The organism is Gimesia alba, from assembly GCF_007744675.1.
GTDB lineage: Bacteria > Planctomycetota > Planctomycetia > Planctomycetales > Planctomycetaceae > Gimesia > Gimesia alba.
Map to the genome: position 1 here is coordinate 3,777,676 of NZ_CP036269.1, position 23,146 is coordinate 3,800,821.

General features: G+C 49.5%; 16 protein-coding genes. 2 read left to right on the forward strand and 14 right to left on the reverse strand.

Features of this window, described 5'->3' with window-relative positions; genetic code table 11:
• Positions 1 to 153: 153 nt before the first annotated feature.
• The 13 genes from Pan241w_RS14205 to nadA form a co-directional block, all read right to left on the reverse strand.
• The gene (locus Pan241w_RS14205) at positions 154 to 672 is read right to left on the reverse strand and encodes a hypothetical protein (protein ID WP_145216843.1); all 519 of its coding nucleotides are present in this window, start codon (positions 670 to 672) and stop codon (positions 154 to 156) included.
• Between the two features lie 77 nt (positions 673 to 749).
• Positions 750 to 2,048: a DUF1501 domain-containing protein gene (locus Pan241w_RS14210; RefSeq protein ID WP_145216846.1), complete on the reverse strand. Its 1,299-nt coding sequence runs from the start codon at positions 2,046 to 2,048 to the stop codon at positions 750 to 752.
• A 94-nt stretch (positions 2,049 to 2,142) separates the two neighbouring features.
• Positions 2,143 to 4,869 (reverse strand): DUF1549 domain-containing protein, encoded by a 2,727-nt coding sequence (locus tag Pan241w_RS14215; RefSeq protein ID WP_145216849.1) that lies wholly within the window; start codon positions 4,867 to 4,869, stop codon positions 2,143 to 2,145.
• 65 nt (positions 4,870 to 4,934) lie between these two features.
• Complete coding sequence (locus Pan241w_RS14220) at positions 4,935 to 5,609, reverse strand: hypothetical protein (RefSeq protein WP_145216852.1); 675 nt, start codon at positions 5,607 to 5,609, stop codon at positions 4,935 to 4,937.
• Between the two features lie 4 nt (positions 5,610 to 5,613).
• On the reverse strand, positions 5,614 to 6,201 hold the full coding sequence (locus Pan241w_RS14225) for a hypothetical protein (protein WP_145216853.1): 588 nt from the start codon (positions 6,199 to 6,201) through the stop codon (positions 5,614 to 5,616).
• 27 nt (positions 6,202 to 6,228) lie between these two features.
• Complete coding sequence (locus Pan241w_RS14230) at positions 6,229 to 6,762, reverse strand: RNA polymerase sigma factor (RefSeq protein WP_145216856.1); 534 nt, start codon at positions 6,760 to 6,762, stop codon at positions 6,229 to 6,231.
• Between the two features lie 371 nt (positions 6,763 to 7,133).
• The gene (locus Pan241w_RS14235; RefSeq protein WP_145216859.1) at positions 7,134 to 8,174 is read right to left on the reverse strand and encodes an alpha/beta hydrolase; all 1,041 of its coding nucleotides are present in this window, start codon (positions 8,172 to 8,174) and stop codon (positions 7,134 to 7,136) included.
• Between the two features lie 380 nt (positions 8,175 to 8,554).
• The gene (locus Pan241w_RS14240; RefSeq protein ID WP_145216862.1) at positions 8,555 to 10,762 is read right to left on the reverse strand and encodes a molybdopterin oxidoreductase family protein; all 2,208 of its coding nucleotides are present in this window, start codon (positions 10,760 to 10,762) and stop codon (positions 8,555 to 8,557) included.
• A 29-nt stretch (positions 10,763 to 10,791) separates the two neighbouring features.
• Positions 10,792 to 12,537, reverse strand: a complete 1,746-nt coding sequence (locus Pan241w_RS14245; RefSeq protein WP_145216865.1) for a DmsC/YnfH family molybdoenzyme membrane anchor subunit — start codon at positions 12,535 to 12,537, stop codon at positions 10,792 to 10,794.
• Positions 12,538 to 12,543: 6 nt separating this feature from the next.
• Positions 12,544 to 13,314 carry a ferredoxin reductase gene (locus Pan241w_RS14250; RefSeq protein ID WP_198000523.1) on the reverse strand — a complete coding sequence of 257 codons (771 nt, stop codon included), beginning with the start codon at positions 13,312 to 13,314 and terminating at the stop codon, positions 12,544 to 12,546.
• Between the two features lie 14 nt (positions 13,315 to 13,328).
• A complete protein-coding gene (nirB, locus tag Pan241w_RS14255; RefSeq protein WP_145216871.1) occupies positions 13,329 to 16,307 on the reverse strand; it encodes a nitrite reductase large subunit NirB in 2,979 nt (992 codons plus the stop codon).
• Positions 16,308 to 16,367: 60 nt separating this feature from the next.
• On the reverse strand, positions 16,368 to 17,747 hold the full coding sequence (locus Pan241w_RS14260; protein ID WP_145216872.1) for an MFS transporter: 1,380 nt from the start codon (positions 17,745 to 17,747) through the stop codon (positions 16,368 to 16,370).
• A gap of 572 nt (positions 17,748 to 18,319) precedes the next feature.
• Positions 18,320 to 19,309 carry a quinolinate synthase NadA gene (gene nadA, locus Pan241w_RS14265; protein ID WP_145216874.1) on the reverse strand — a complete coding sequence of 330 codons (990 nt, stop codon included), beginning with the start codon at positions 19,307 to 19,309 and terminating at the stop codon, positions 18,320 to 18,322.
• Between the two features lie 204 nt (positions 19,310 to 19,513).
• Here nadA and Pan241w_RS14270 point away from each other — a divergent pair, with 204 nt between their 5' ends.
• Both Pan241w_RS14270 and Pan241w_RS14275 read left to right on the forward strand, forming a co-directional pair.
• Positions 19,514 to 20,338 carry a PIG-L deacetylase family protein gene (locus tag Pan241w_RS14270; protein ID WP_145216877.1) on the forward strand — a complete coding sequence of 275 codons (825 nt, stop codon included), beginning with the start codon at positions 19,514 to 19,516 and terminating at the stop codon, positions 20,336 to 20,338.
• 24 nt (positions 20,339 to 20,362) lie between these two features.
• Positions 20,363 to 21,712 (forward strand): c-type cytochrome, encoded by a 1,350-nt coding sequence (locus Pan241w_RS14275; protein ID WP_232107455.1) that lies wholly within the window; start codon positions 20,363 to 20,365, stop codon positions 21,710 to 21,712.
• A 42-nt stretch (positions 21,713 to 21,754) separates the two neighbouring features.
• Here Pan241w_RS14275 and Pan241w_RS14280 read toward each other — a convergent pair whose 3' ends face one another.
• The gene (locus Pan241w_RS14280) at positions 21,755 to 23,011 is read right to left on the reverse strand and encodes a CPBP family intramembrane glutamic endopeptidase (RefSeq protein ID WP_145216880.1); all 1,257 of its coding nucleotides are present in this window, start codon (positions 23,009 to 23,011) and stop codon (positions 21,755 to 21,757) included.
• Positions 23,012 to 23,146: the final 135 nt, after the last annotated feature.

Sequence of the window (23,146 nt, forward strand, 5' to 3'; positions counted from 1 at the left end):
CAGGATCAGGGGGAGGAATTGCCTGTTTTTCACTTCAGAATGACCGGAAAATAAAATACCCCCGATTCCAGGTTTGGAATCGGGGGATTTCGCGAAGATCGCTTAGTGACCACAGAACTCATTCAGCACACAAAAATGTATTTGCTGGCTGAGTTAGCTGTTTTTCTTCTTCTTGTTCTTTTTCTTGCCACCTTTGGCGGGTTTTTTGATCTTCGCAAGTTGATCAGCGGTGAGCACGGATTGCAGTTTTCCGCGAACTTCGCCATTCAGTTTCCGAATCTCTCCTGACACTTCTTTCATCTGCTTTGACTGTTCATCAGAAAGCTTCAATGCAGAAGAGACAGCTTCACGGAGTTCTTTGCCTTTTTTGCCAGCGTCTTTGGCTTCTTTCATTGCTGTGCGACGTGCTTTGATCTGATCGGGAGTCAAAATCTCACGGTTTTTCTTCTGCAAAGCGACGAACTTAGGTGAGTACTCTTTTTTCAGGGCGGCCACTTTTTCTTTCTGGTCTGCAGAAAGTTCAATGGTGGCGGGCAATTTCAGCGCCTGGATCTGGACTGTGCGCTGTTTGTTCCCCTTTTTCTTTTTTGCCCCTTTTTCAGCGGCATCAACAGTAGCAACACAAGCCAGGATTAAGGCCATGGTCACAAGCGCTTTCGTTACTTTCAACATTCTCATTCCCCCTCAGGAAATTACATGATATGCCAGATATACAACATCGATATTGGCTAAAAAAGAAGACTCTTCAGTTAGGAAAATAATTGGTCAATCACAGCTCCATCACGCACGATGGTAATCGGACGACCTGTATTGGTGTGATATTCTTTGGTGAAATCGATACCGAGGTTGTGATAGAAGGAAGCGGCAACATCATCGGGAGAACGTCCTTCATCAGCGGGCTCAGTACCATTTTCGGTACTCTTGCCGATGACCTGCCCCCCTTTGACCTGTCCGCCTGCCATCAACATGAACATACAGCGTGGGTAATGGTCACGACCGCCGCGCGTTGTGTTGATTTTAGGAGTACGCCCGAATTCTCCGGTGACATAAACGGCCGTCGATTCAAGCAGTCCTTTTTCTTCCAGACCGGTAAACAGTGCTGACAGACCTTCATCAAAGGGGGGCAGTAATCGGTTTTCCAGACTGTCCCAGTTGTTGCGGTGCGTGTCCCAGCCGCCCATGGAGACGGTCACAAAACGAACTCCGGATTCCACCAGTCGGGAAGCCAGCAGGCAGCTTTGCCCAAAGCTGGATTCGCCGAACTGTTTAGCAAATGCCGGCGATTCTTTGGAGATATCAAAGGCATCGCGTGCTCGTTTTGAGGTAATAATCGAATGTGCCTGTTGACCGAAGCGGTCCAGACCTTCGATGAGCTGAGAGTTCTTTTCGAGACCGCTAAAGGTCTGATCGATGTCTCGTAATAAAGACTCACGTCGTTCGATATTTTCCACAGTTAAACCGGACCGCAGAGAGATACCGCGGACATTGAAGGGTTGACCGGGACGTGGTGTCGCGCCAGTATTCAAAGGAGCATGTTTCACGCCCAGGAAGCCTGGCTTTTGTGTCGAATTGGGAATCGAGACATAAGGCGGCAGGTTGTCGGGTCCGGGATTTTCTTTGGTGAAGACGGCACCGTAGCCCGGATATTCCAGTGAAGGCAGAGGACGATTTCCTGTATTCACGTAAGAGCGACCCAAGGCGTGCGCTGCGACCGAGTGAGAGACACCTCTCAGCAAGGCGAATTTATCCATGCAGGCAGCCAGTTTCGGCAGGTGCTCAGAAATTTCAATGCCGTCCACTTTGGTTTTGATTGGTTTGAACTCGCCGCGATATTCGCTGGATGATTCGGGTTTTAAGTCGAACGTATCCATATGCGAAGGACCACCGGAAAGTTCAATAAAGATAGCGGACTTCGCCTTCTGTGGTTTGGCCTGGCCTGCATCGACCATTCGCAAATACGAAGAGAGCGTCAACCCTGTAAAACCGAGTGTGCCGATTTTGAGAAAATCGCGGCGTTTCACTCCATCGCATGTCATTGATAAAGCCATTTGAATTCCTTTCACATTGAAGTGCCTGGTTTGTTTAGTCAGGCGTGAGTTGTTTGTGTCTGCTGTTAAATAAAAGCTATGTTTTTAGTCGAGTTTAATGAACGAGCATGAATTCCTTCGTGTTGAGCACCGCCCAGATCAGGTCGTAAACTCCCGCCATTTTATCTTGAGATTCGTTCAGATATTTTCTGGCAGCTGTTTTTTCTGATTCTGTAGGATACCGGCTCAAGCTTCTCAAATACGTTCTTGTAATAATCTCCTCTGTTTTGTCAGCTGAGATTGGTTTTTCGAGAGTCTGGATCCGGGCCGGTCCTTTGCCCATGCGAGACGATAACTGCTTCATCTTCTTCAACTGCGCAGTCAAGGTGCGTAACCGTTTTTGAGCCTGTTGCAGCTGCTTTTTCTTGTCTTCCTGTTTTTTCAACTGGTTGACACGTTGTTTGGCTGCTCTGGCCTGTTCTTTGACCTGATCCATACGATCATTCATACGATCTTTTTGCTCATTGGGTTTTTGAACGGCACCCAGTTGCTGTCCGACCTGGAACAACCAACTGCTGTTAGAACGGTTGATCGCAGAATAGACGTCGTTGTCATTTTTAATGTACATTGTCTGTAGCAGGCTGGGATCGACAGAACGATCACAGTCACAGTTACTTTCACGCGTTGAGCGGCCAAAGATTGTCAAGGCGTACTGCTTGTCACGAGTTGCTCGATTACGGACACCGGAAGCAGCGATTCCGATCGCCCGGCCATCAATACTGTTTTTGAAAGAATTGATGGCATCATCAGAGGCGGTTGCCTGATGAATGGCATCGTATAACACTTCCGCAGGCATACGACGGGGAATAAAGTGGCTGAAGTTCACTTCGTCCAGTTCGTTTGTCTTGTTGGTTTTCCAGCTGCGTTGATAAGTATCGCTGTTTGTGATTTCGCGATGCAGCCACTTCATGTCGAAGTCGCGGCGGACAAACTCTCGAGACAGGTAATCAAGCAGTGGGCCATTGCTGGGAGGATTCGCCAGGTTCAAGTCATCCGCCGGCTCGATAATGCCACGGTTAAAGTAAGACGCCCAGACCCGATTCACGAACGCTTTGGCGAAATAGGGATTGTCTTCGCGGCGTAACCATTCCATCAGCGCCGTCCGTGGATCATCCATCTGGTTGATTTCCACGACTTCGGCTCCCAGCAGCTTGGCGGTAGCCGGGCTCTGTCTGTTGTTACGGCGTTTCTTTTGTTTTTTGTTTTTATTTTTATTCGCTCTCTGAGCACGCGCCTTGGGCACATACACTTCCATGAACGGTACTTCTTTGCCGTTTTTGATCTGTTTATTCAACTCGCGGACCAGTTGATTACCGCGTACTTTGTCAGCACCCAGTTCTTCCACCATGGCCGTGTATTCCTGTCGCGACTCGGGGTTCACACCAAAAGTCACCCGTGAAAAGAAGCCACGGAATTCTTTAAAGTCGTTTTGTGTCCATTGATCAAACGGGTGCTTGTGGCATTGGGCACATTGAATCCGGATGCCCAGGAATGTGTAGGCAAAACCGAGTACACGGTCGTCTGGATTACGGAAATTCCGTCTGGCCCAGTAGTACGGCATATGATCACGGTCGGCGAAATCCTTACCTGGCTTATCCTGGTAGATCTCATTCATCGACTTGGTGAATTGGTCGAAGTCTTCGCCTGACTCCCGGCTGGTTGCCAGCAGGATGCCTTCTACGATTTTATCATAGCCTTCGTTGTCGACGACACGTTTTTTTATCCAGTCATACCAGTGCTGGCTCGGAAGCTCGCGTATGGGAGCCACGTTAATCAGGTCGTCGTAGTTGTTTTGTGTAAAATCGCAAAGCTTGGTCGTCCACCAGGCAGCGTAGCCGGGGCTTTCGATCAGCTCGTCGATTTTTTCCGATCGCTTGTTGGGTGATTTGTTATTAAGGAACGCTTCAATTTCATGAGGGGCTGGCAGCGTGCCAGTCAGGTCGAGGCTGACACGACGCAGAAATTCCGCATCATCACAAGTTTCAGCAGGGACCATACCCAGTTTTTGCAGTTTATTGACGACCAGCTTATCAATTTTCGTGTTGGCAGCGATTTGCGGGTAATTCTTACCATATTGATCAGAAACCGGCTGCAGAACAGGGACCGGGATCACACCTGAGTCATAAAAGGCGACAACATGTGTGTCTCCGGGCTTGGCGGCGGTGACAACACCTGTTTCAGAAATCGTAGCGATCTGCTCATTGTTGGTCTGGTAGCGACAAAGAGGTGTGACATCTTCTTTTGTGCCATCCGACCAGACAGCGACAGCCCGCAAAGCAACCGTCTCTCCTTCTTTCTTGAACTGAATGGCATTCGGTGTGACTTCCAGTCGCTCAAATTTCGGTGCGTCTTTCGGGACCCCTTGTGCGCCATTTTCAATCCAGCGCGACAAGAGTCGATGTTGCCAGCTGTTCGGTTCAAAACGCTGCCCCCCTTCGTGGTCGACCTCTTCCAGTGCTTTTTGCAGGATTAAACTTTTAGCAGGATCTTTCAGATTGATCCGCGCGACATCTTTGGCCGTCATCTGTTTGTGATCCATTGCAAAGTCATAGCCAAACAGGGAGAGCCGAAAGTCCCCTTTCCCCTGGAAGGAGCCATGGCAGGCACGGCCGTTACATCCCAGTTTTCCTAATAAAGGAACCACATGCTGTTGAAACTGGGGTGTTTCCTTCGTTTCTGGTGCAGCGAATCTCTGGGTGACCGGCTGTTTGATGTCTGCGGCAGTCGCGGCTGCAGTCAGTGCCAGTAAACCGGCCATGAATGTGAAACAGTAACTTGTCATTCTGATTGATTTCATAACACACCTTGCATAAGGGACGACATAATGTCAGCCAAAGGGTAATCCGTTTACTTTTGTTTCTTGTCTTTTTGACCCGATTTTTTGATGCTGCGATTAATTTTATTAAATTCCGCATCAACGAATTTGTTTCGGTTTTGTTCGATCTCTTCGATGGATTTTTGTAGTTTTTGAACCCGCTTTTCTGCCAGCTTTTGATCGTGCTTTAATAATTCCAACTGCAGATCGACGCGTTGTTTAATCAGCGATTTTAATTCGGATTTATCTTTCGAACTTCCCATCACGGAAACACGGGCTGCCAGCAGACGAATGCGGGAATCAATTTCCCAACGTTCCAAAGTCAGCCGATAGCGTTCACCGTCCCGATTTTTAAAACGTTCCAGTCGGGTGAGCGTATTATCCAGATCACGGATGGCGCGTTTGTATTCGCGGGGTTTGTGTTTTTTGAGACGTTGAATCAGCTTTGCTAATTCCGGGTGATGCGATTTTGCAAAGTCGAGCGCCAGTTTTTCCCGCTCCGCATTGAGAGGGCTGGAATTCTTGCGAATTTTTTCGCTTGACTTGGATGGTTTGCCTTTGGATGAGTCGCCTTTCGAGACCGAAACGGTTTCCGACTGAGCTGGTTTTTCTGCACTCGCGAAAGAGACCAGTGAACCGCAGAGGCAGAATACCAGTCCGGCGATCAGGCAGGAAAGATTTCGAATTTTCATATGAGTTAATAACATCAAATCAATTCACACTTTCTTCCGGGAGAGAGACGGCGGTATAAAGCCATTCAGGAATATCCAGTGACTGGTTCTCTGCCAGGGCGTTGGGTTGATCGACGAAATCGATCGGTTCGGCACTGGAACTCAGGGCGACGGTGATACTGTTGTCTTCAGCAGATTCCGACCAGAGATCCAGCACATGTTCCAGGTCTTCCTGAGAGGGTTCTGTTTGAGCGAGCGTTGTGGTTGTTGTGTCCTGAGCCACTGGTCTGTTTAACAGAAACGTGGCTGCCAGCAAGAGAATTGCTGCGCAACTGACCAGAACCCATTGTTGGGTACGCGAGAAAACAGTGCTGCGTGTATGGGGGGCTGACTGCGTTGTGAAGGTGGTTGGAGAGCTGACGGTTGGTACGGGCCCCAGCGTTTTCAGTCCTGCCAGCAGTTGCGTCGCAGTTGCCAACGCTTCGCGGGCCTCCTGCCGTTCCGAGAGCAGCAACTCAAAGGCTTCTGACTCCTGCTCAGAAAGTTCATTCGACAGGTATTGAAACGCGACCCAGTCCAGATCGACGGGATCATTGTCAGGTGCTGCGTTGCTGGAATGATTTTTCATAATAACCAACTTAAATAATATGCGAGTTCAAGGATCCTCGGAGGGGTGATCAATTTGCTTCGACAAGGTCTTAATCGCGAGTCGCATGCGCGTCAGCACGGTTCCCAGCGGAAGCCCGAATTCTTGAGCGATTTCGTTAAACGTTTTATTCTGATAAATTCGTGCAATGACAACAGTCTGTTGATTTTCAGGCAGGTTACTCAAAGCCTGTCTGATTTGTTCTCGATGCTCATTCTCTAACAACCCCTGCTCTGGCGTCTCAGTCCAGAATGTATTGGTTGTGTGAGACAGGTTGTTCAGCGATTTTTTATGAATCTTATTGCGACGGAGTAACGCCATCGATTCATGATAAGCCACTCGAAATAGCCAGCCTTTACGAGTCTCTTCCTTTGACTGCCCTCCCGATTGGAGTGCCTTGGAAAACGTCAGCTGGAATACTTCATCAACCAGATCATGATTGCGTAGTAACCCCATCAAAAAAGCGCGCAGTTCAACCGCATGTGTTTCGACTAATTGATGGACGATCTCGGGGGCGAGCTTGCCATCCTTACCGGTGGCCAATTTCTACTCCCGTCTCATAACAAAACCACGGCTTTTAGTAATCATGATGCGCGACCTGCCTGAATTATTTTCAGAATCTCATCAAAATTTCTAAAAACTTCGATTGAGGAAAATGGGGTGTAAGTCTAGTGCAGACATTGTGATACGGCATGAATCAAGTGGCCGTGGTCACATAAATCCTCAGAAAGAATAAGCATCTGAAGGCCGTTATGCAAAAAAGAAATGAGGAAATCGGCATTGGAAGTGGCTAATTCCCCTGGACGAAGTGACGAATATACACTTCAAGTATGCAATAGAGCCATCATGAATGGCAGCTGAAAGTTCATGTGTGAAGTGAAAATGGCAGGCGGAAGAGGGACGTCTCTCAGACGCTACCGGCGGAAATAAATCGCAGGCACAATCGTTTCGGCGATTTCAGGGTGGCTATAGTAATTGGGGAACATGTGGCCGGCACCGACGCATTTGGAAACGTCAATGTCATGCACACGGTCAACTTCGTCACCCAGTGCCCGGCGATCAAGCCAGGTGAAACCAGTACGAGCCAAGGCACGCCGGGAGATCGGGGCCAGAATCGGATAGAACAGCAGGATGCGGTCTTTTTTATTGCGAAGATTGACCAGACAGTCGGTGCAGTTCAAGGCACAGCCGTAACGTTGTCCCGGGTTCAACCAGTTATGATTGATGGCAGCGGCAGCAAAAACCGCGCGGAACTGGCGGCAACGACAACAGATGTGAATGCCACACTCTGCGAGTGAGACGCCTTGTATTGAGCCGCCTCCCATCAGATGCAACGCCGAAGAAACGGTGCGTGCACCATGGCTGTGTCCCAGCAGGCTAATCTGGTGATGCGGCGGCAATTCGGAGATCAATCGTGCCAGGTAATGGCCGTTATATTCTGCCCGTTTCCCCAGAATATTGACATCAATGGGCAAGATCTTTGTTTTCAGGTCATCACTGGGCCAGGTGAAAAAGATCACATTTAATGGCGTGCGTGGTGCCGCGTTTCTTAACCAGAAATAGGTGTTATAAGCATCTGTCAGGGCACTTTCCCACTTTACAAAACTACCATGCACCATGATGCATATCGGCGCATTGGGATCGAGGGCCTGAGTCATTGTGTCAAATGTGGATTCCGTCACACAGCCCTCTTCGCTGGAACGATACACATCAAATTCACAACAGGGACAGCAACACTCACTTTTCTGAATACAACACCGGCTGCTGACAACCCAGTAATTGACCTCGGTTACACACGAAGTGCAATCGGGGACCGAAACACAGGGGCTTTCCTCGGTTACACAAACGGGAGGAGCGGCAGGTGCTTCTTGAGCAAACAATTGAGTGGAGCAGAGCAGCAGGCAGCAGCAGAAAAATGCTTTGAGCTGCATGGATTGAGTATTCAATAAATTCATTGGCCTGATTTATTCAATTCAATGGATGAGGGGGACAAGCCCGAAGTCGGGTTTGGTGTTGGCTTTTCAGAACCATTAGAGCTGCAACATGAAACCGAGACCGCGATCGATTTATCAAGAGTGCTCAAGATCATCTTTTCTCTCATGCAGCGCGCATTATCTGTCTGGTAATGCACGAAGTGCTTTTAAGGAGTATCGGTCTTCTACCTGTTGTAGTAGCGCAATTCGATACAATCTCCGGTTTTAGGGATTGCTGCCGAATTATTTTGAGGCTGGGCGGGGAAAAGGCATAATCAGACTAAAGTGCCAGGCGTGAGGTAGACGGAATCAGTCTGGGATAAGGAAAGGCAGGCAGTTTTGGAAGGTTCGTTGAGTTGTTTCTAATTCTTGACCACGCGAACAGCACAACACTTGTACGAGGGTTGGCTGGAATGCGGGTCGAAGACGGCGTCCGTCAGTCGGTTCGTTTCTTCATAATGCATGGGAATAAACAGCTGTTTCGGTTGGACCGACTGCGTTAGAAACGCCCTCGCTTTGAGGCGGCCCCGTTGCGATTCGACAAAGATCATCTCGTTCGGTTTGATGGAATAGTGTGCTGCATCCTGCGGATTCATTTCGACGTAGATTTGGTTGGGATAGAGCTTGCGCAGAACGTCGGAATTTTTTGTTCTGGTTTGGGTATGCCATTGAGACGCCGTTCCCCGGCCTGTGAGTAACACGAATGGATATTGCTCGTTTGGTGGCTCGGGCATTTTGACTGGATCCGAATACATGAATCGGGCCCGTCCATTGGAGTGGAAGAACTGGCCATCGGCAAATAATCGTCGCTGTTGTTCGGGCGGCTTCGCTGCCGTTTCAGTAAGCGGCCATTGAATGCCCCCCTGCTCTTCAATTTCCGCGTAATCTTCAATCCCGGAAAAATCACAGGGCTGACCAGCCGAGAGTTGTTTCATGATTTGAAAAACATCTTCCGGCGACTTCCACTCGGAAAAGAGATCCGCACAACCCCAGTATTGTGCGATCAATTTGAAGATCGAAAAGTCAGACAACGCTTGACCAGGCGCACGGGTTACCCGTTTGACTCGACCGATCCGGCGTTCGGCATTGATGAAGGTCCCCTCTTTTTCTCCCCAACCTGCAGCGGGCAGGATTAAGTCGGCGTGCCGTGCTGTTTCTGTGTTATGGTACATATCCTGAACCACTAGAAAGTCCAGTCGATCCAAAATATCGCGAATCTGTCCCTGGTTGATCCAGGAGTGCGCGGGATTCGTGCAGATGACCCAGAGTCCTTTGATTTTGCCCGCCAGAATGCCTTCGATGATTTTATGATAAGGCAGACTGTTTTCCGCAGGGATGCGATCTACGGGGATCGATAGAATATCTGCCACCTTGGCACGATGTTCTTCATTCAGGAAGTCATGTCCACCTAACAGATTGGTCGTATTGCTGAATAAACGGGACCCCATTGCGTTACACTGGCCGGTGATCGAATTGGGGCCTGTGCCTGGTTTCCCGATGTTTCCCGTCATCAGCGCAAGATTGATGAGCGACTGAGCCGTACGGACGCCCTGGTAACTCTGATTGACGCCCATCGTCCACCAGAAGGAAACGCGCTTTCCGGAATGAATCAATTCGGCAAACTGTTCGATGGTTTCCTGATTGAGCCCCGTCTCGGTAACAACCCGTTCAATCGGATAAGCTTTGACGTGGGTGACAAACGCTTCAAAATCGTCCGTGTGTGCCTGAATATATTCCTCGTTGATCCAGCCGCGTTCGATCAGAATATTCGCAATCCCATAAAACAGCGGCAGATCCGATTTGGGAGCAATCTGCAAATGCAGTGTGGACTGCATAGCCGTTTCGGTACGGCGTGGGTCAACGACAATGATTTCCGGCGAGTGAGGATTGCGCATGACCCGTTCCCACATAATCGGGTGTGCGATACAGGGATTGGCACCAACGAAAACGAGCACGTCTGACTCTTCCAGATCCTGGTACGTGAAGGGAGGCGAATCGAAGCCGAATGATTGTTTATAGGCAGTCACAGCAGACGCCATACACTGACGCGTATTTCCGTCGCCGTGAACCATGCCCATACCGAATTTGGCAAGTGCTCCCAGAAATGCCATTTCTTCGGTGACCATCTGGCCGGTACTCAGGAAAGCGACGGAATCGGCCCCGTGTTGTTCCTGGATTGCTTTAAATTTTCTCGAGAAGAGACTCAGAGCGGTATCCCAGTCGACCGGTTCCCAATGACTGGGTGATTTCTTGACTAAGGGGCTGACTGCCCGATCGGGAGATTTGAGAACCGATAACGCTTCCCAGCCTTTGGGGCACGCCATTCCCAGATTCACGGGATATTCGGTGGTTGGAGTGATGCAGACACCTTCCCCATCTTTCAAGTGGACATTCAGGTTACAACCGGTTCCACAAAATCCGCAGACCATTTGTGTTGTGGCATCGGGGAGATTTTTTTCAGGGACTTTACCGAGACCAAACCCGCCGGGAGAGAGCAGTAGCTCGCGGGTCAGGTGTCCCTCTTTTTGATGGATCAGAGAATTCAGTTTTGATCGATCGATGATTGACATGAAATCGATTCCAGTATGGCAAAGGAGTTTTATCGTAATACTCCGGGCATGCGGGGAGCGGCTACCGCGGAGAAAAAAAGGTATCGTTCTAAAAATTCGCCAATTAAACAGGCGATAAATAAAATGCTGACAATAATACACAGAGTGATATTGGGAAGCGGCTCTGTCTGATGATTCAACAGGAAGGCCGGCATCAGAATGCCGCCCAGAATACCGCAGGCAAAACGGGCGAGAGTGACGTTTGACAGTTCACCACTCATGAGTAAAGCAGAACGCTTGAGTTGTGAATTCTGTCGACGCAGCAGATAACGGAATATTGACGCTTCAAAGACGAGTTTAATCAGCGTGGTGATGATTAAGGCCTTGGAGAGAAGCGGTCCTGCTTCTGCCATGAGTCGATTTGACTCGGGAGAGTTGTTCTTCATGTCTAAAATAAACAGAGTTAACCAGGTCGATGCAATTCCCAACAGGATGGCCGTCAGAGAAAACTTAATCGCCGTCAATTCAATGCTCCAGAATTCGCGTTTGGTAAAGACGTAGATCATGACCGAACAGAAAATGCCAACGACGCCGACTGCCTCCGCCATATGTCCTGTCAGAGGCTGCCAGGATTTCAATTCCGGAAACGATGATGTGGAGACCCAGGTCAAAGCGGCATCTATCATTGCCAGATTTGCGAAAGCACCGAAGGCGAGGATTTCTCTGCTCAACCAGGAATGTTTCAAACCTAAGATACCACGAAAGGCATACAGAGGGCGGCCCAGATGTAATGTGCTGGCCCCCAATGCGACTAAGCCAAAGAACAGGGCACTTGTCGCTTGAATTCGAGTCATCACGGCTGTGGTTTCACCGCTGAGATAATATTCCAGCGCCGAGCCGGTAAGAAACGCACCGACCGAAAGCTGGGTCAGCACCAGCATGATCACCAACGGCAGGTGGGCATGCTGGGGGCTGGCAGAATAGTAATCGGCGGGTAAGACATTTCGGGGAAACGGTTTTTTCGATTTATAAGTCGTCGTTGGAAATGTGTGTTGTGGATCAGGAGCCGCCGGCAGAAAGGAATTGAGTTCTGAATCGGCAATGACCTGTTCCTGATTGACGATTTCAATGGAAATCGCCTGATGTGGACAGGCCTGCACACACGCGGGAGCTTCCCCGTCTGCCAGGCGTTGGCTGCACATATCGCATTTGCGCACAATACCTTTCTGGCTCTGGTATTTGGGGACATCATACGGGCAAGCCAAGGTGCAATACTGACAACCAAAACATTGATCGTCGAGATGCTTTACAATTCCCGTTTGCGGGTCTTTTTCATAAGCATTCACCGGACACGCATGCATACAGGCGGGTTCCAGACAATGATGACAGGCGGTGGTGACATGCTGATAAATGGGGGCCTGATTCGATCCCCCAATCAGTAAGCCGACATCGCGCCATGTCTCATGTTCGTCCAGTCCATTTAGTGAATGGCAGGCCGTGACACAGGCTTTACAGCCGGAACAGCGATCCAGATCGACTTGAAATCCATATTGTTCGCCTGACTGCGGCGCGCCCGATGGAATCAGGTCGGCATAATAGCGTGATTGAGCGGGGATGGATTGTGCTTCATAGCGTTTCGCAAATTGATCAACGGCTGTTAAAGTCTGCTGTTCCTGCAGCAGTTGTGCAATCAGATTCAGTTCTGTATGACAGGATGCATTTCCTTCTGGAAGTGTCGTCGCTTCGTCCAGGTCAAATGGAACGTTCTGATTGTTTCCCTCAGCGTTGAAATTCATGTCTGTTTATTTAGGCTTTCGGTTTTTGTGAAATTGCTCGCTGTGAATCATTTCATGTGGGACGCCGTTTTCTAACAGGCTGATTTCAAAGTCCTGATTGAATCGTCGGGGGCCACACAGGAAGAAACGAGACATCTGGACCTGGGGGATTTTTGACAAAACGAAATCAGAATTGAGATAACCACAGTAACCAAGCCAGTGTGGCGCGGGTTGGGAAAGCGTCAGGAAATAATGGAAGTCGGGCAATTCCGTAATGAGCGACCTGGTTTCTTCATCAAAGATAATATCGTTGTGAGTTCGGGCGCCATAAAATAAGTAACAGGGATTGTTGAGTTCTGCTTCTTTCAGATAACGCACCATGCTGATCATGGGAGTGATCCCAATTCCCGCACACAACAGCACGAGTGGTTCGGTATGTTCTTGCGGATCAAAATAGAATTTCCCCAGCGGGCCTTTGACAAGTATGTTGCTGCCGGGGCCGATGTGGTCAAAAAAATAATTTCCCACCTGCCCCAGTGGATTCCGTTTAATGGTGAGATCAATTCGTTCCGGGTGCAGCGGCGAAGAACTGATCGAAAAACTCCGCCAGACTTTAGCTCCATTAATGTTGAGGCAGATCTTCACGAACATGCCTGGCTTGTGAGGAGCAAGTTGCTCTGCCAGATTATCCAACCGAAACGTACGAACCTCTTCTGCTTCCTGAATGACTTCGATTACGGGAAGTGAAACCAGTTGTTCGTTTTGTTTTTTGAAATCTTGTTGTTGTGAATCGATCATCTTCAATCCTGTGCTTAGTGAGCGCCAGCACATTCTACCTGACTCAATAATTCATCAAGTACTTTTTCTTCGGGCAGTTCCAGATACACATTTTCCTGTTCATCTATTTTAACTTGAAACACATTGACTGAATACTGTTCTTCGCCGCCCAGGCAGGCACCATTTTCCAGAGAAAACGTTTTTTTGTGCAGCGGGCAGGCGACTTTGGGAATTCCCTGCTGATCGCCGATGATTCCTCGTGACAGTACCATGGCTTTTTTGTGGGGGCACATCTGCTGGCAGGCATACCATTCGCCGCGACTGGTAAAGTTAAAAACGGCAATTTGGGAATTCCCATATTTGATCGTCGAACCACTATCGGCAGGAAAGTCGCTGACGGTGCCGACGCGAATCCATTCCCGGGGTTCAGAGTTCAATTCCTCGTTGTCATCCTGGTGAGTAGTTTTCGGCGGTTTGAGGTTGTCAATCGGAATAAAGTCCGGCTCCCAGTCAACAGGACGCTGTTGACCGCGCTGCGGGATCAGTTCGATTGAAGGCTGATGCGCATCGGTATTCACGAATTGCTCGAACAGCCGCCGTTTCTCAGGGTTGTCGACGACTTCTTTCCATTCACAATGATACGTATCGACAAGTGACTGCATCATCGATTCCAGCTCGTCACAGATTCCGAGTTTGTCCTCAATCACAACTTCTCGCAGATATTCGATGCCACCTTCCAGTTTATCCAGCCAGGTTGCGGTACGGGTTAACTTGTCAGCGGTCTGGATATAATACATCAGAAAACGATCCAGATATTTGATACAGGTTTCTTCATCCAGGTCAGATGCGAACAGGTCGGCGTGCCGGGGTTTTGAACCGCCATTGCCGCAGATATACAGGTTGTAGCCGTTTTCGGTGGCGATCAATCCAAAGTCTTTACTTTGTGCTTCGGCACATTCACGCACACATCCCGAGACGCCCCCTTTGATTTTATGCGGGGCACGAATCCCACGGTAGCGTTCTTCCAGTCGAATTGCGAAACCAACCGAATCTCCGACCCCGTAGCGGCACCAGGTCGTACCAACACAACTTTTAACCGTACGCAGCGCTTTACCGTAAGCGTGGCCGCTTTCAAAGCCGGCATTGATTAGTTTTTCCCAGATTACGGGGAGATCATGCACTTCCGCGCCGAATAAGTCGACGCGTTGTCCACCCGTGATTTTCGTATAAAGCCCGTATTCCTTCGCGACTTCTCCCAGTACGATCAATTTTTCAGGTGTGATTTCACCACCCGGGACTCGGGGCACAATCGAGTAGAGACCGCCGCGTTGTACATTTGCCAGGAAACGATCGTTGGTATCCTGCAGGTTGGCATGCTCCACAATGTGATCATTCCAGAGGCTGGCAAGGATTGAAGCGACAGTGGGCTTACAGACTTCACAGCCCGAGCCCGAACCACATTCAGCGATCACAGCGGCAAAGGTTTGCAGCTTTTTGATTTTGATGATGTCGAATAATTCCGTCCGCGAATATTCGAAGTGTTCGCAGAGGTGATTATTCACAACGATGCCGGACGCCGCCATTTCTGCTTTAAAGACATCGGTTACCAGAGGCAGACAGCCCCCACAGCCTGCTCCCGCTTTGGTGCAGGCTTTGACTTGATCGACCGAGGTTAAACTTTCGTCTTGAATCGCCGTACAGATTTGTCCTTTGGTGACATTATTACAGGAGCAGATCTGCGCTTCGTCAGGCATGTCAGCGGCACTCCCACCAGGAATGCCACCTCCCGCGCCGACCACAAGTTCGTGAGGACTGCAGGGCAAAAGATCTTCCGATTTGGCTAGCATCGAAAGGCTGCCGTAATCAGATGCGTCGCCGATCAGAATGCCACCGAGTAACTTGGTCCCCTCTGTATTAAAAACAAGTTTTTTATAGACGCCTTTGAAGGGATCTTCGAAGGTCAGACATTTTGTAGAAGCCGGATCGGCTTCGTAGTCGCCAAAACTGGCCACATCGACGCCCATCAATTTTAATTTTGTAGAGAGGTCACTGCCTGTGAAGTTTGCTTCACCACTTTGGCATAAATGCGTCGCCGCCACTTCGGCCATTTGATAGCCGGGTGCAACCAGTCCATAGACCATACCGGAGTGCAGCGCGACTTCACCGACCGCGTAAATATCCGGATCGGAAGTTTGCAGATAATCATTTACCAGAATGCCGCCCCGCTCACCCACTTCCAAATCGCACTCGCGCGCCAGTTCATCGCGGGGACGAATTCCAGCCGAGACGATGATCATGTCGAGGTCCAGCTCTTCCCCATCCTGAAACCGAATTCCCGTGACTTTGTTTTCGCCCAGAACTTCGTCGGTGGCTTTATTCAGATGGACTTGAACTCCCAGTTCTTCAATTTTCTGAACCAGAATCTTGGAGCCCGCATCATCAATCTGACGAGGCATAAGTCGGGGCGCGAATTCCAGAACGTGTGTTTCGAGTCCCAGGTCCAGAGCCGCCTTGGCTGCTTCCAGACCAAGCAGTCCTCCACCAATGACGGCGGCTTTCTTGGAGTGGGACGCGTAGTCAATGATTAATTCCAGGTCGTTGATCGTTCGATAAACGAAAACGCCCCGGTTTTTAATTCCGGGGACCGTTGGCACAAATGGATAAGAGCCGGTCGCGATGACCACTTTATCATAAGGAATTTCGACTCCCTTTTGGGAGCGGATCTTTTTATTTTCGCGGTCAATACTGACTGCCCGGTCGGCCAGATGTAGGTCGATGTTATTTTCCGCATACCATTCTTTGCGGGCCAGCATCAGCTTTTCGGCATCGTTATGGGCAAAAAACTGTGTTAAGCCGACCCGGTCATACGCGGCCCGGGGTTCTTCGCAAAACGTGACAATTTTATATTCCTGTGATTGGTCTTTCTCGATGAGTTGCTCGCAAAACCGCAAGCCGACCATGCCGTTACCAATTACAACTACACTTTTCTTTTGTTCAGAATTTCGCTGAATCACAGAGAGGTCCACCTTTAAATCAGAGCACTTTTTTTATTATAACGCGGTATCGGTGGGGAACTAATTCCCCATTGATGCCGCCAGTTCTTTCTCTCCCGTTTTGAGGGTGATCGCGGATTCTGTTGCCAGACGAGCCTCTTCTTCGGTTTCTTCATTGAATCGAACGAGGAATGTCAGAAACGCACAACTGGTCACGATGGCACCCAGAATAAACAGAGCCGTAGGCCAGTTGATGGCCTGAGTTTTAAACAGGAATCCGGCCGCCACAGCCCCGGCATTTCCACCCGCACCCACAATTCCGGAAACAGGACCGAGGGCTTTTTTATTGATAAACGGGACAACCGAGTAGGTTGCTCCCTCCGACATTTGTACGAACAGGCTGAAGACGATGAGAGTTGGTAATGCCATGGCCAGCACATCCATCCGTGAAAAGACCATCAGAGCAATTCCTTCACAGAAAATCGCGATGAACAACCACTTGACGCGTCCGCTGAGCCCCCATTTTTTGCCGAAGCGATCACCAAAGGCCCCGCCCAGAGTTCGAGCAAAGATATTCATCAATCCGAACATACTGGCAAACAGACCGGCCATTTTAATGGCTTTCGTGGTATCCATATTCTTGAAGTAATCAAAGTAATCCAGAAAATAGAGTGCCGCGACATTGTTGATTGTGAGTTCAATTCCGAAGCAGGCTCCGTAGATCACAAACAATGCCCACACGCGATGGTCTTTGCAGGCACTTAAAAACATGCCCTTCTTTTCTTCTTTTTGTGGTAATTTCCCTGCTGCTCTCAGGTCTTTGAAATTCCCGTCGGGGGTGTCTTGTGTCAGAAAGAAATAAGCGACGCCCGTCAAAGCACAGACTAGCCCGGCTAAGAACATAGAGGCGCGCCAGCCAAGAGATTCACTGAACCCGAAGATGCCGATGAACATCGTGAAAATCAGGGGCATGATAATTTGAGTCACACCGCCACCCAGGTTACCCCAGCCGGCCGTGGTCGCGTTTGCTGTTCCCACACAATTCGGTGCGAACATGACGGAAGTGTGATATTGAGTGATGACAAACGAGGCACCGATCGCACCAATGGCAATTCGGAAAATCAGAAATGTGGTATAGTCATGGGCGAAACCAATGCCCATCACGGGGATGGCGCCCAGCACCAACAGCCAAGTGTAAGCCAGCCGCGGACCAATATGATCACAGAGCCAGCCAATAAACAGGCGGGCGATGACCGTGATGGCAACCGAGCCGATAATACACCAGCCGATCTGCTCTTTTGTCAGCAGCATTTCTTCCCGTACGACTTTCATCAACGGGGCAATTCCAAACCAGGCAAAGAAACAGAGAAAGAAGGCGAACCAGGACATATGAAATGCCCGCATCTGAGGCGTCGTAAAATTAAACAGATTGATTCTGGTTGCTTTGTTTGGAATGTCCATTTCGTAAAGGCTTTCTTGAGCTGGTTCTCTTTGAGGGGGCTGTCTCAGTGCCTTCTCTTCTAATAAATAGATTGAAATCCATTGCGCGCAATGCGATCACAGTGTTTTAAATCGAAAAAGAAGAAGAGCCGTTTGGATCAGCCTGGATCTCTTCTACAAGCTGAGGAGGGGAGCGCGGCTCGAATAGCTTGCACAAAAAATGGGTCGATTTTTTAGTGGCTTTCAGTTGTGAATGATAGTTGTGTTAATTCTCTATTTTCATGACTGAATCTCCTGAAAGCGCAGAAGAGATCAGAGTGGCCCACTCTCCAATGATGCATGATCAGCAGAGGTTGAATTTGTTGAAATAGTTGAAAGGCAAAGCACGTGCCAGAAAATAAGTCAACTATCTTTAGAAAGTGGGTTCGCCAGCCTTAGAAGGCGAAATTCACTCGATTTAGAGGAGGAAGATGTCTTTTTTGTGGCTCAAAAAATATTCAATAGACCGATTGTCCAGTCTGTTTTCCGGGCAGAAAAAAGAAGACCTGCTTAGTGAATAAGCAGGTCTTGTGTGCAACTGTGGGATTCGATGCCTACTGCAGCAGGCTGCGTTCCAGCACTTCTTTTGCTTTGTCAAAGTAGGGTTGCCATTCAATTTCGGGTTTACCGTATTTCAGGCAGTCACGGACTTTCTGCAGAGTATTCAGCGCCATGTGCGGGCAGCGGTTGCAGGCACAGGTTTCACCGGTGGAAGACATAATTCCGGGGACCGGGAGAAAGGTATGCTGAGGTGCCGACTTGTGCAGCGGATGAATCATATTCGCTTCGGTGGCAACCAGAAAGGTTCCGGGTTCTTTGATTGACATGACGTATTGTCGCAGCTTCTCCGTACCGCCGATGAAATCAGACACTTCCAGAATACGGTGCGGACACTCGGGGTGCGCTAACACGATCGAGCCGGGATTGTTCTTTTTCGCACGCAGCAGATCCTGCACACTGAAAATCTCGTGGACCATACAGGAGCCGGGCCAGAGAATCATCTTCCGTCCCGTGACTTCCTGCAGGTAACGCCCCAGGTGTTGGTCGGGAACAAATAGAATTTCTTTCCCTTCAGGAACGCGGTCGATGATTTCGCGTGCATTGCCGCTGGTCACGATCCAGTCGCACAGGCTTTTGACTTTGGCCGTGGTGTTAATATAGGCAACGGTTTCAAAATCGCGTCCTTCTGCGCGCAGTTTTTCCTGGAACTGAAGCAGGTCGCCATATTGGCAACTGTCTGCCAGAGAGCAGCCGGCGTGCATATCGGGCAGGAGGACCGTCTTTTCCGGGCTCAGAATCTTGGTCGATTCCGCCATAAAATGCACGCCCGAGAAGACAATTGTCGATGTCTCTACTTTGACGGCATCCCGGGCCAGTTTCAGACTGTCACCTGTAAAATCCGCAATTTCCTGGATATTGCCTTCAATATAGAAGTGTGCCAGTAGCGTCGCATCTTTTTCTTTTTTGAGAGCGTCAATTTCATCCATCAGATCAAGAGGATCTTCATAGACTTCTTCGTTGTTATCAATCGTTGGCAATGACATTGGCGCAGGCCCTCAAAAAATCAATCATTCAAATCTTAACTTGTTGTACGGACAAGAGGTCGCCATCAAAAGTTCAAGACATTGTTCGACTTATACTGGAGAATCTGAAACTCTTCCGGTACAACGTTAGTACTATTGTTGACGAAAAAAGATCCTCGTCAAGTTGCTATTATTCTATATAATTGTGTGAAGGTTTAGAACTCTATGGCAGATCAATCATTGCGAATCCTGGTTTTTGGCGCTCACCCTGATGATTGCGACATCAAGGCGGGGGGCACAGCTGCCTTGTATCAACAAGCCGGGCATACGGTGAAATTTGTCAGTGTGACGAACGGCGAATCGGGCCATCAGCGGCTTTCCGGGGCTGAACTGGCGGACATTCGTCGCGCAGAAGCGGCTGCCGCAGGGAAATCGCTGGGAGTTGAATATGAGGTCATGCAAAATCGGGACGGGTATCTGCAGCCCACCATTGAAGCACGATTTGAAATCATTCGGCTGATCCGCACGTTTCAGCCTGATCTGATTTTGACTCATCGCCCCAATGATTATCATCCCGATCACCGCTATACCTCGCAGCTGGTCTGCGACGCGGCCTATATGGTCACGGTGCCTCCCATCGTGCCCGATGTTCCTGCATTGCGCACCAACCCCGTGATTGCTTACCTCTCAGATCATTTCACGCGCCCCTACCCCTTCTCTCCCACCGTAGTGGTTGATGTGGAACCGGTTTGGGATCGACTGGTCGATGCTCTGGATAGCCATCGTTCCCAGTTTTATGACTGGCTGCCTTATAATCATTTTTACGAAGAGGAAGTGCCTGCTGACGAGTCGAAACGGAAAGCCTGGCTCAGCGAAAAAATGAAGGCCCGTATTGCTCCTCTGGCAGACCGCTATCGTGATTTGATTATTCAAACCTACGGAGAAAAACGAGGCAACGAGATTCAATTGATAGAAGCGTTTGAGCCTTGTGAATACGGCTCTCCATTAACAGAAGAAAACACCAAGACGTTATTTCCATTCCTGCCCTGATCACATATGAAGAGCCATGCGTCTATGCGAAATCGAGTTCAGCTGATCTGTGTTTTGATGATGTTTTTGAGCTGTGTCTGTTCCCTGTCAGCGGAAGAAACCGCAGCCGAGCGCGGTTACCGTATTTTGACGTCAAAAGCCTATTTGCCGCCCGATTTTGATCAGGCGGTGTTAGAAGATCTCTGGAAGGTCTGGCCCCAAGAACAGCGCACCAAAGCAGAGCAGGCGTCTCCCGAAGAACGCCGTGAAATGATCTATTCGTATTATGGGATCATGCACCGCCCTGATTCGGAATCGTCTCCACTGGGATATGTAGTCACACCAGAGCAGAAATGGGTCATGAACTGTTTCAACTGTCATGGCGGAAAAGTGGCGGGAACCGTGATTCCGGGGGCCCCCAACAGCCATGTTGCTTTGCATACACTGACGGAAGATGTGAGTAAGATTAAGCTACAGCAGTTGAAAAAATTGAGTCATCTGGATCTGGCAGCAGTGGGCATTCCTCTGGGGACGACGCATGGAACCACCAATTCGGTGATCTTTGGCGTGGTGCTCGATTCCCTCCGTGATCCCGATATGAATTTTGATCGCACCCGCAAAGTCCCCCAGCTATTGCATCATGACATGGATCCGCCGGCCTGGTGGAATGTGAAGCGGAAACAGAAAATTTATGCCGATGCGTTCATGACCAAGAATCACCGCGTCTTAATGCAGTTTATCCTCATTCCCCGCAACAACGCGCAGAAGATCAAGCAGTGGGAAGCCGACTTTGAAGACATTCTGGCGTATATCGAATCACTGGAAGCCCCCCGCTATCGCTGGCCCATTGATGAATCACTGGCGCACCGGGGAAAACTGGTGTTCAATGATCATTGTGCACGCTGTCATGGTACCTATGGTGAGAATGCTGCCTATCCCGAGAAAACGGTCGCGATTGCGGAACTGAAAACGGACCCGGTGCGATTGCAATCGTTGCCGCCCGCATATCGGGCCGCCTTGAATCAAAGCTGGCTCTCGCGGTATGGAAAAGATCCCGTGGTAGAAGATCCGGGCGGATATGTGGCGCCTCCGTTGAACGGCATCTGGGCGTCGGCTCCTTATTTTCATAATGGATCGGTGCCGACGTTGTGGCACGTCTTGCATCCGGATGCACGTCCCCAAATCTGGAAACGGACCGAAAACGGCTACGATAAACAGAAAGTCGGCCTGGAAATTACGACGTTTTCCGAGTTGCCCGAGAACTTATCGATCAAGCAAAAGCGAAGCTATTTTGATACTTCGCAGTTTGGTAAAGCAGCGAGTGGCCATGACTATCCCAACGCTCTGGACCCGTCAGAGAAACGGGCTGTTCTTGAGTATTTGAAGACGCTTTGAGAGGGAAAGCAAAGACTGTATACGTCCACGATTGATGGTCGCTTATTGCAGCCCAAACATACCCATCGTCGCCAGGAACAGTAGATAAAGCAGTGCCAAGCCGGGATAAAAAGCCAGGGCGGCGGGCTTTCGTTCAAGCGTGACAGATGTTCCGGACGGCGGTCGTTCGTTCGAAATGTAACCGGGGGTCCATTCACTGCCCGTAGGGGTGACATATCTCGCGCGCGTCTTCCATAAGTAAACGCAGACGACCGCAATAAACAGTGCCGCCGTCAAAGTAATCAGGGGGTGGACGGCCTGTGTTTCATCGCCCAGTTTTGCGGCATTTTCCGGAAGCTCACTGATCATTTTGGCCATGGAGACGGCAAATGCATTATTCAGGAAATGGACCAGCACCGGCGCCCAGAAACTCCGTGTGACGTAGTACACAAAATGCATAAACATGCCTAAGGGAATGACTGCGAAGACATGTGCAGGGTGGACATGCACGATTCCAAACATGATCGACGTAATGACAATCCCCGGGATCAGTCCCCAGCGTGCTAAAAGTCCGCGACCAATCACGCCCCGAAAGACAATTTCTTCACCAATAGCCGGGAAAACCGCAATCACCAGAACCAGCGCCCAGAGAGGACTGTTTTCAGCCATCTGCTTGACCATTTCCATTGTTTGCAGTTCGTTGAACCGTTTCAAGAAAGGGAGCTGTTCGGAGAACGTACTCCAGGCTTCAAAGGCGATGCGGTAAAATTCTCCCGAGAGCATGGAAAGGGGTATGACAGAAATGAATAACAGGAGACCGGTCGAGATTGCAAAGGGCTGTAAATTGACTTTTGCTAAAATCCCTTTTCTCAATCGCAATCCAATGGCAGCCATGGCGATTAACACAAAAATCCCCTGCTCCACTCCTGCCATCTCTATGGGGTGACTTTCAAAAAACTGCGTGAGATTTTTTTGAATTGTGACAGCATCCTGCCCCAGATTGGTCGTCATCATCAAATAAATGAAAGCGCCGACGATAAAGAGCATGATGCCGGCGAAATGCGCACCAAAAACACCAAACATCCAACAAATGGATTCAAGCAAACCGGGGCCCGGTGGTCGAAGATGTGTGGGCAACTGCGTCTGATCTTCTAAGTGAGCGACCTGAATGGCATCCTGGAATACCTGCTCGATCTCGGTTGCGGCATTGTCTGAGTCCGAAGTTGTGCCTGCATTTTCAGAATCATCGCTGTCCAGAAATTCCAGATTCGATAATTCGGATTCCGGATCGTCAGAAGGTCTGTTTTCAGGAGCTGCCATAGAGAAACTCTGTTTCAGGGTAGTTGGTTGGTTGACTGTTTCGGCATGACTAAAACGGTGTAGTCGACGTAAGCTCTAACAGTCAAAAGGTATAGGGTCCCTGATATTATGAAATAGCACATCAGCCCCTTCCCG

What these genes read in the sequence shown, in the direction of transcription:
- Pan241w_RS14260 (WP_145216872.1), bottom strand. Translation starts at nt 17,747, where the DNA reads ATGGACATTCCAAACAAAGCAACCAGAATCAATCTGTTTAATTTTACG.
- Pan241w_RS14275 (WP_232107455.1), top strand. Translation starts at nt 20,363, where the DNA reads ATGCGAAATCGAGTTCAGCTGATCTGTGTTTTGATGATGTTTTTGAGC.
- Pan241w_RS14235 (WP_145216859.1), bottom strand. Translation starts at nt 8,174, where the DNA reads ATGAATTTATTGAATACTCAATCCATGCAGCTCAAAGCATTTTTCTGC.
- Pan241w_RS14240 (WP_145216862.1), bottom strand. Translation starts at nt 10,762, where the DNA reads ATGTCAATCATCGATCGATCAAAACTGAATTCTCTGATCCATCAAAAA.
- Pan241w_RS14225 (WP_145216853.1), bottom strand. Translation starts at nt 6,201, where the DNA reads ATGAAAAATCATTCCAGCAACGCAGCACCTGACAATGATCCCGTCGAT.
- Pan241w_RS14215 (WP_145216849.1), bottom strand. Translation starts at nt 4,869, where the DNA reads ATGACAAGTTACTGTTTCACATTCATGGCCGGTTTACTGGCACTGACT.
- nadA (WP_145216874.1), bottom strand. Translation starts at nt 19,309, where the DNA reads ATGTCATTGCCAACGATTGATAACAACGAAGAAGTCTATGAAGATCCT.
- Pan241w_RS14270 (WP_145216877.1), top strand. Translation starts at nt 19,514, where the DNA reads ATGGCAGATCAATCATTGCGAATCCTGGTTTTTGGCGCTCACCCTGAT.
- Pan241w_RS14205 (WP_145216843.1), bottom strand. Translation starts at nt 672, where the DNA reads ATGTTGAAAGTAACGAAAGCGCTTGTGACCATGGCCTTAATCCTGGCT.
- Pan241w_RS14210 (WP_145216846.1), bottom strand. Translation starts at nt 2,048, where the DNA reads ATGGCTTTATCAATGACATGCGATGGAGTGAAACGCCGCGATTTTCTC.
- Pan241w_RS14250 (WP_198000523.1), bottom strand. Translation starts at nt 13,314, where the DNA reads ATGATCGATTCACAACAACAAGATTTCAAAAAACAAAACGAACAACTG.
- Pan241w_RS14245 (WP_145216865.1), bottom strand. Translation starts at nt 12,537, where the DNA reads ATGAATTTCAACGCTGAGGGAAACAATCAGAACGTTCCATTTGACCTG.
- Pan241w_RS14280 (WP_145216880.1), bottom strand. Translation starts at nt 23,011, where the DNA reads ATGGCAGCTCCTGAAAACAGACCTTCTGACGATCCGGAATCCGAATTA.
- Pan241w_RS14220 (WP_145216852.1), bottom strand. Translation starts at nt 5,609, where the DNA reads ATGTTATTAACTCATATGAAAATTCGAAATCTTTCCTGCCTGATCGCC.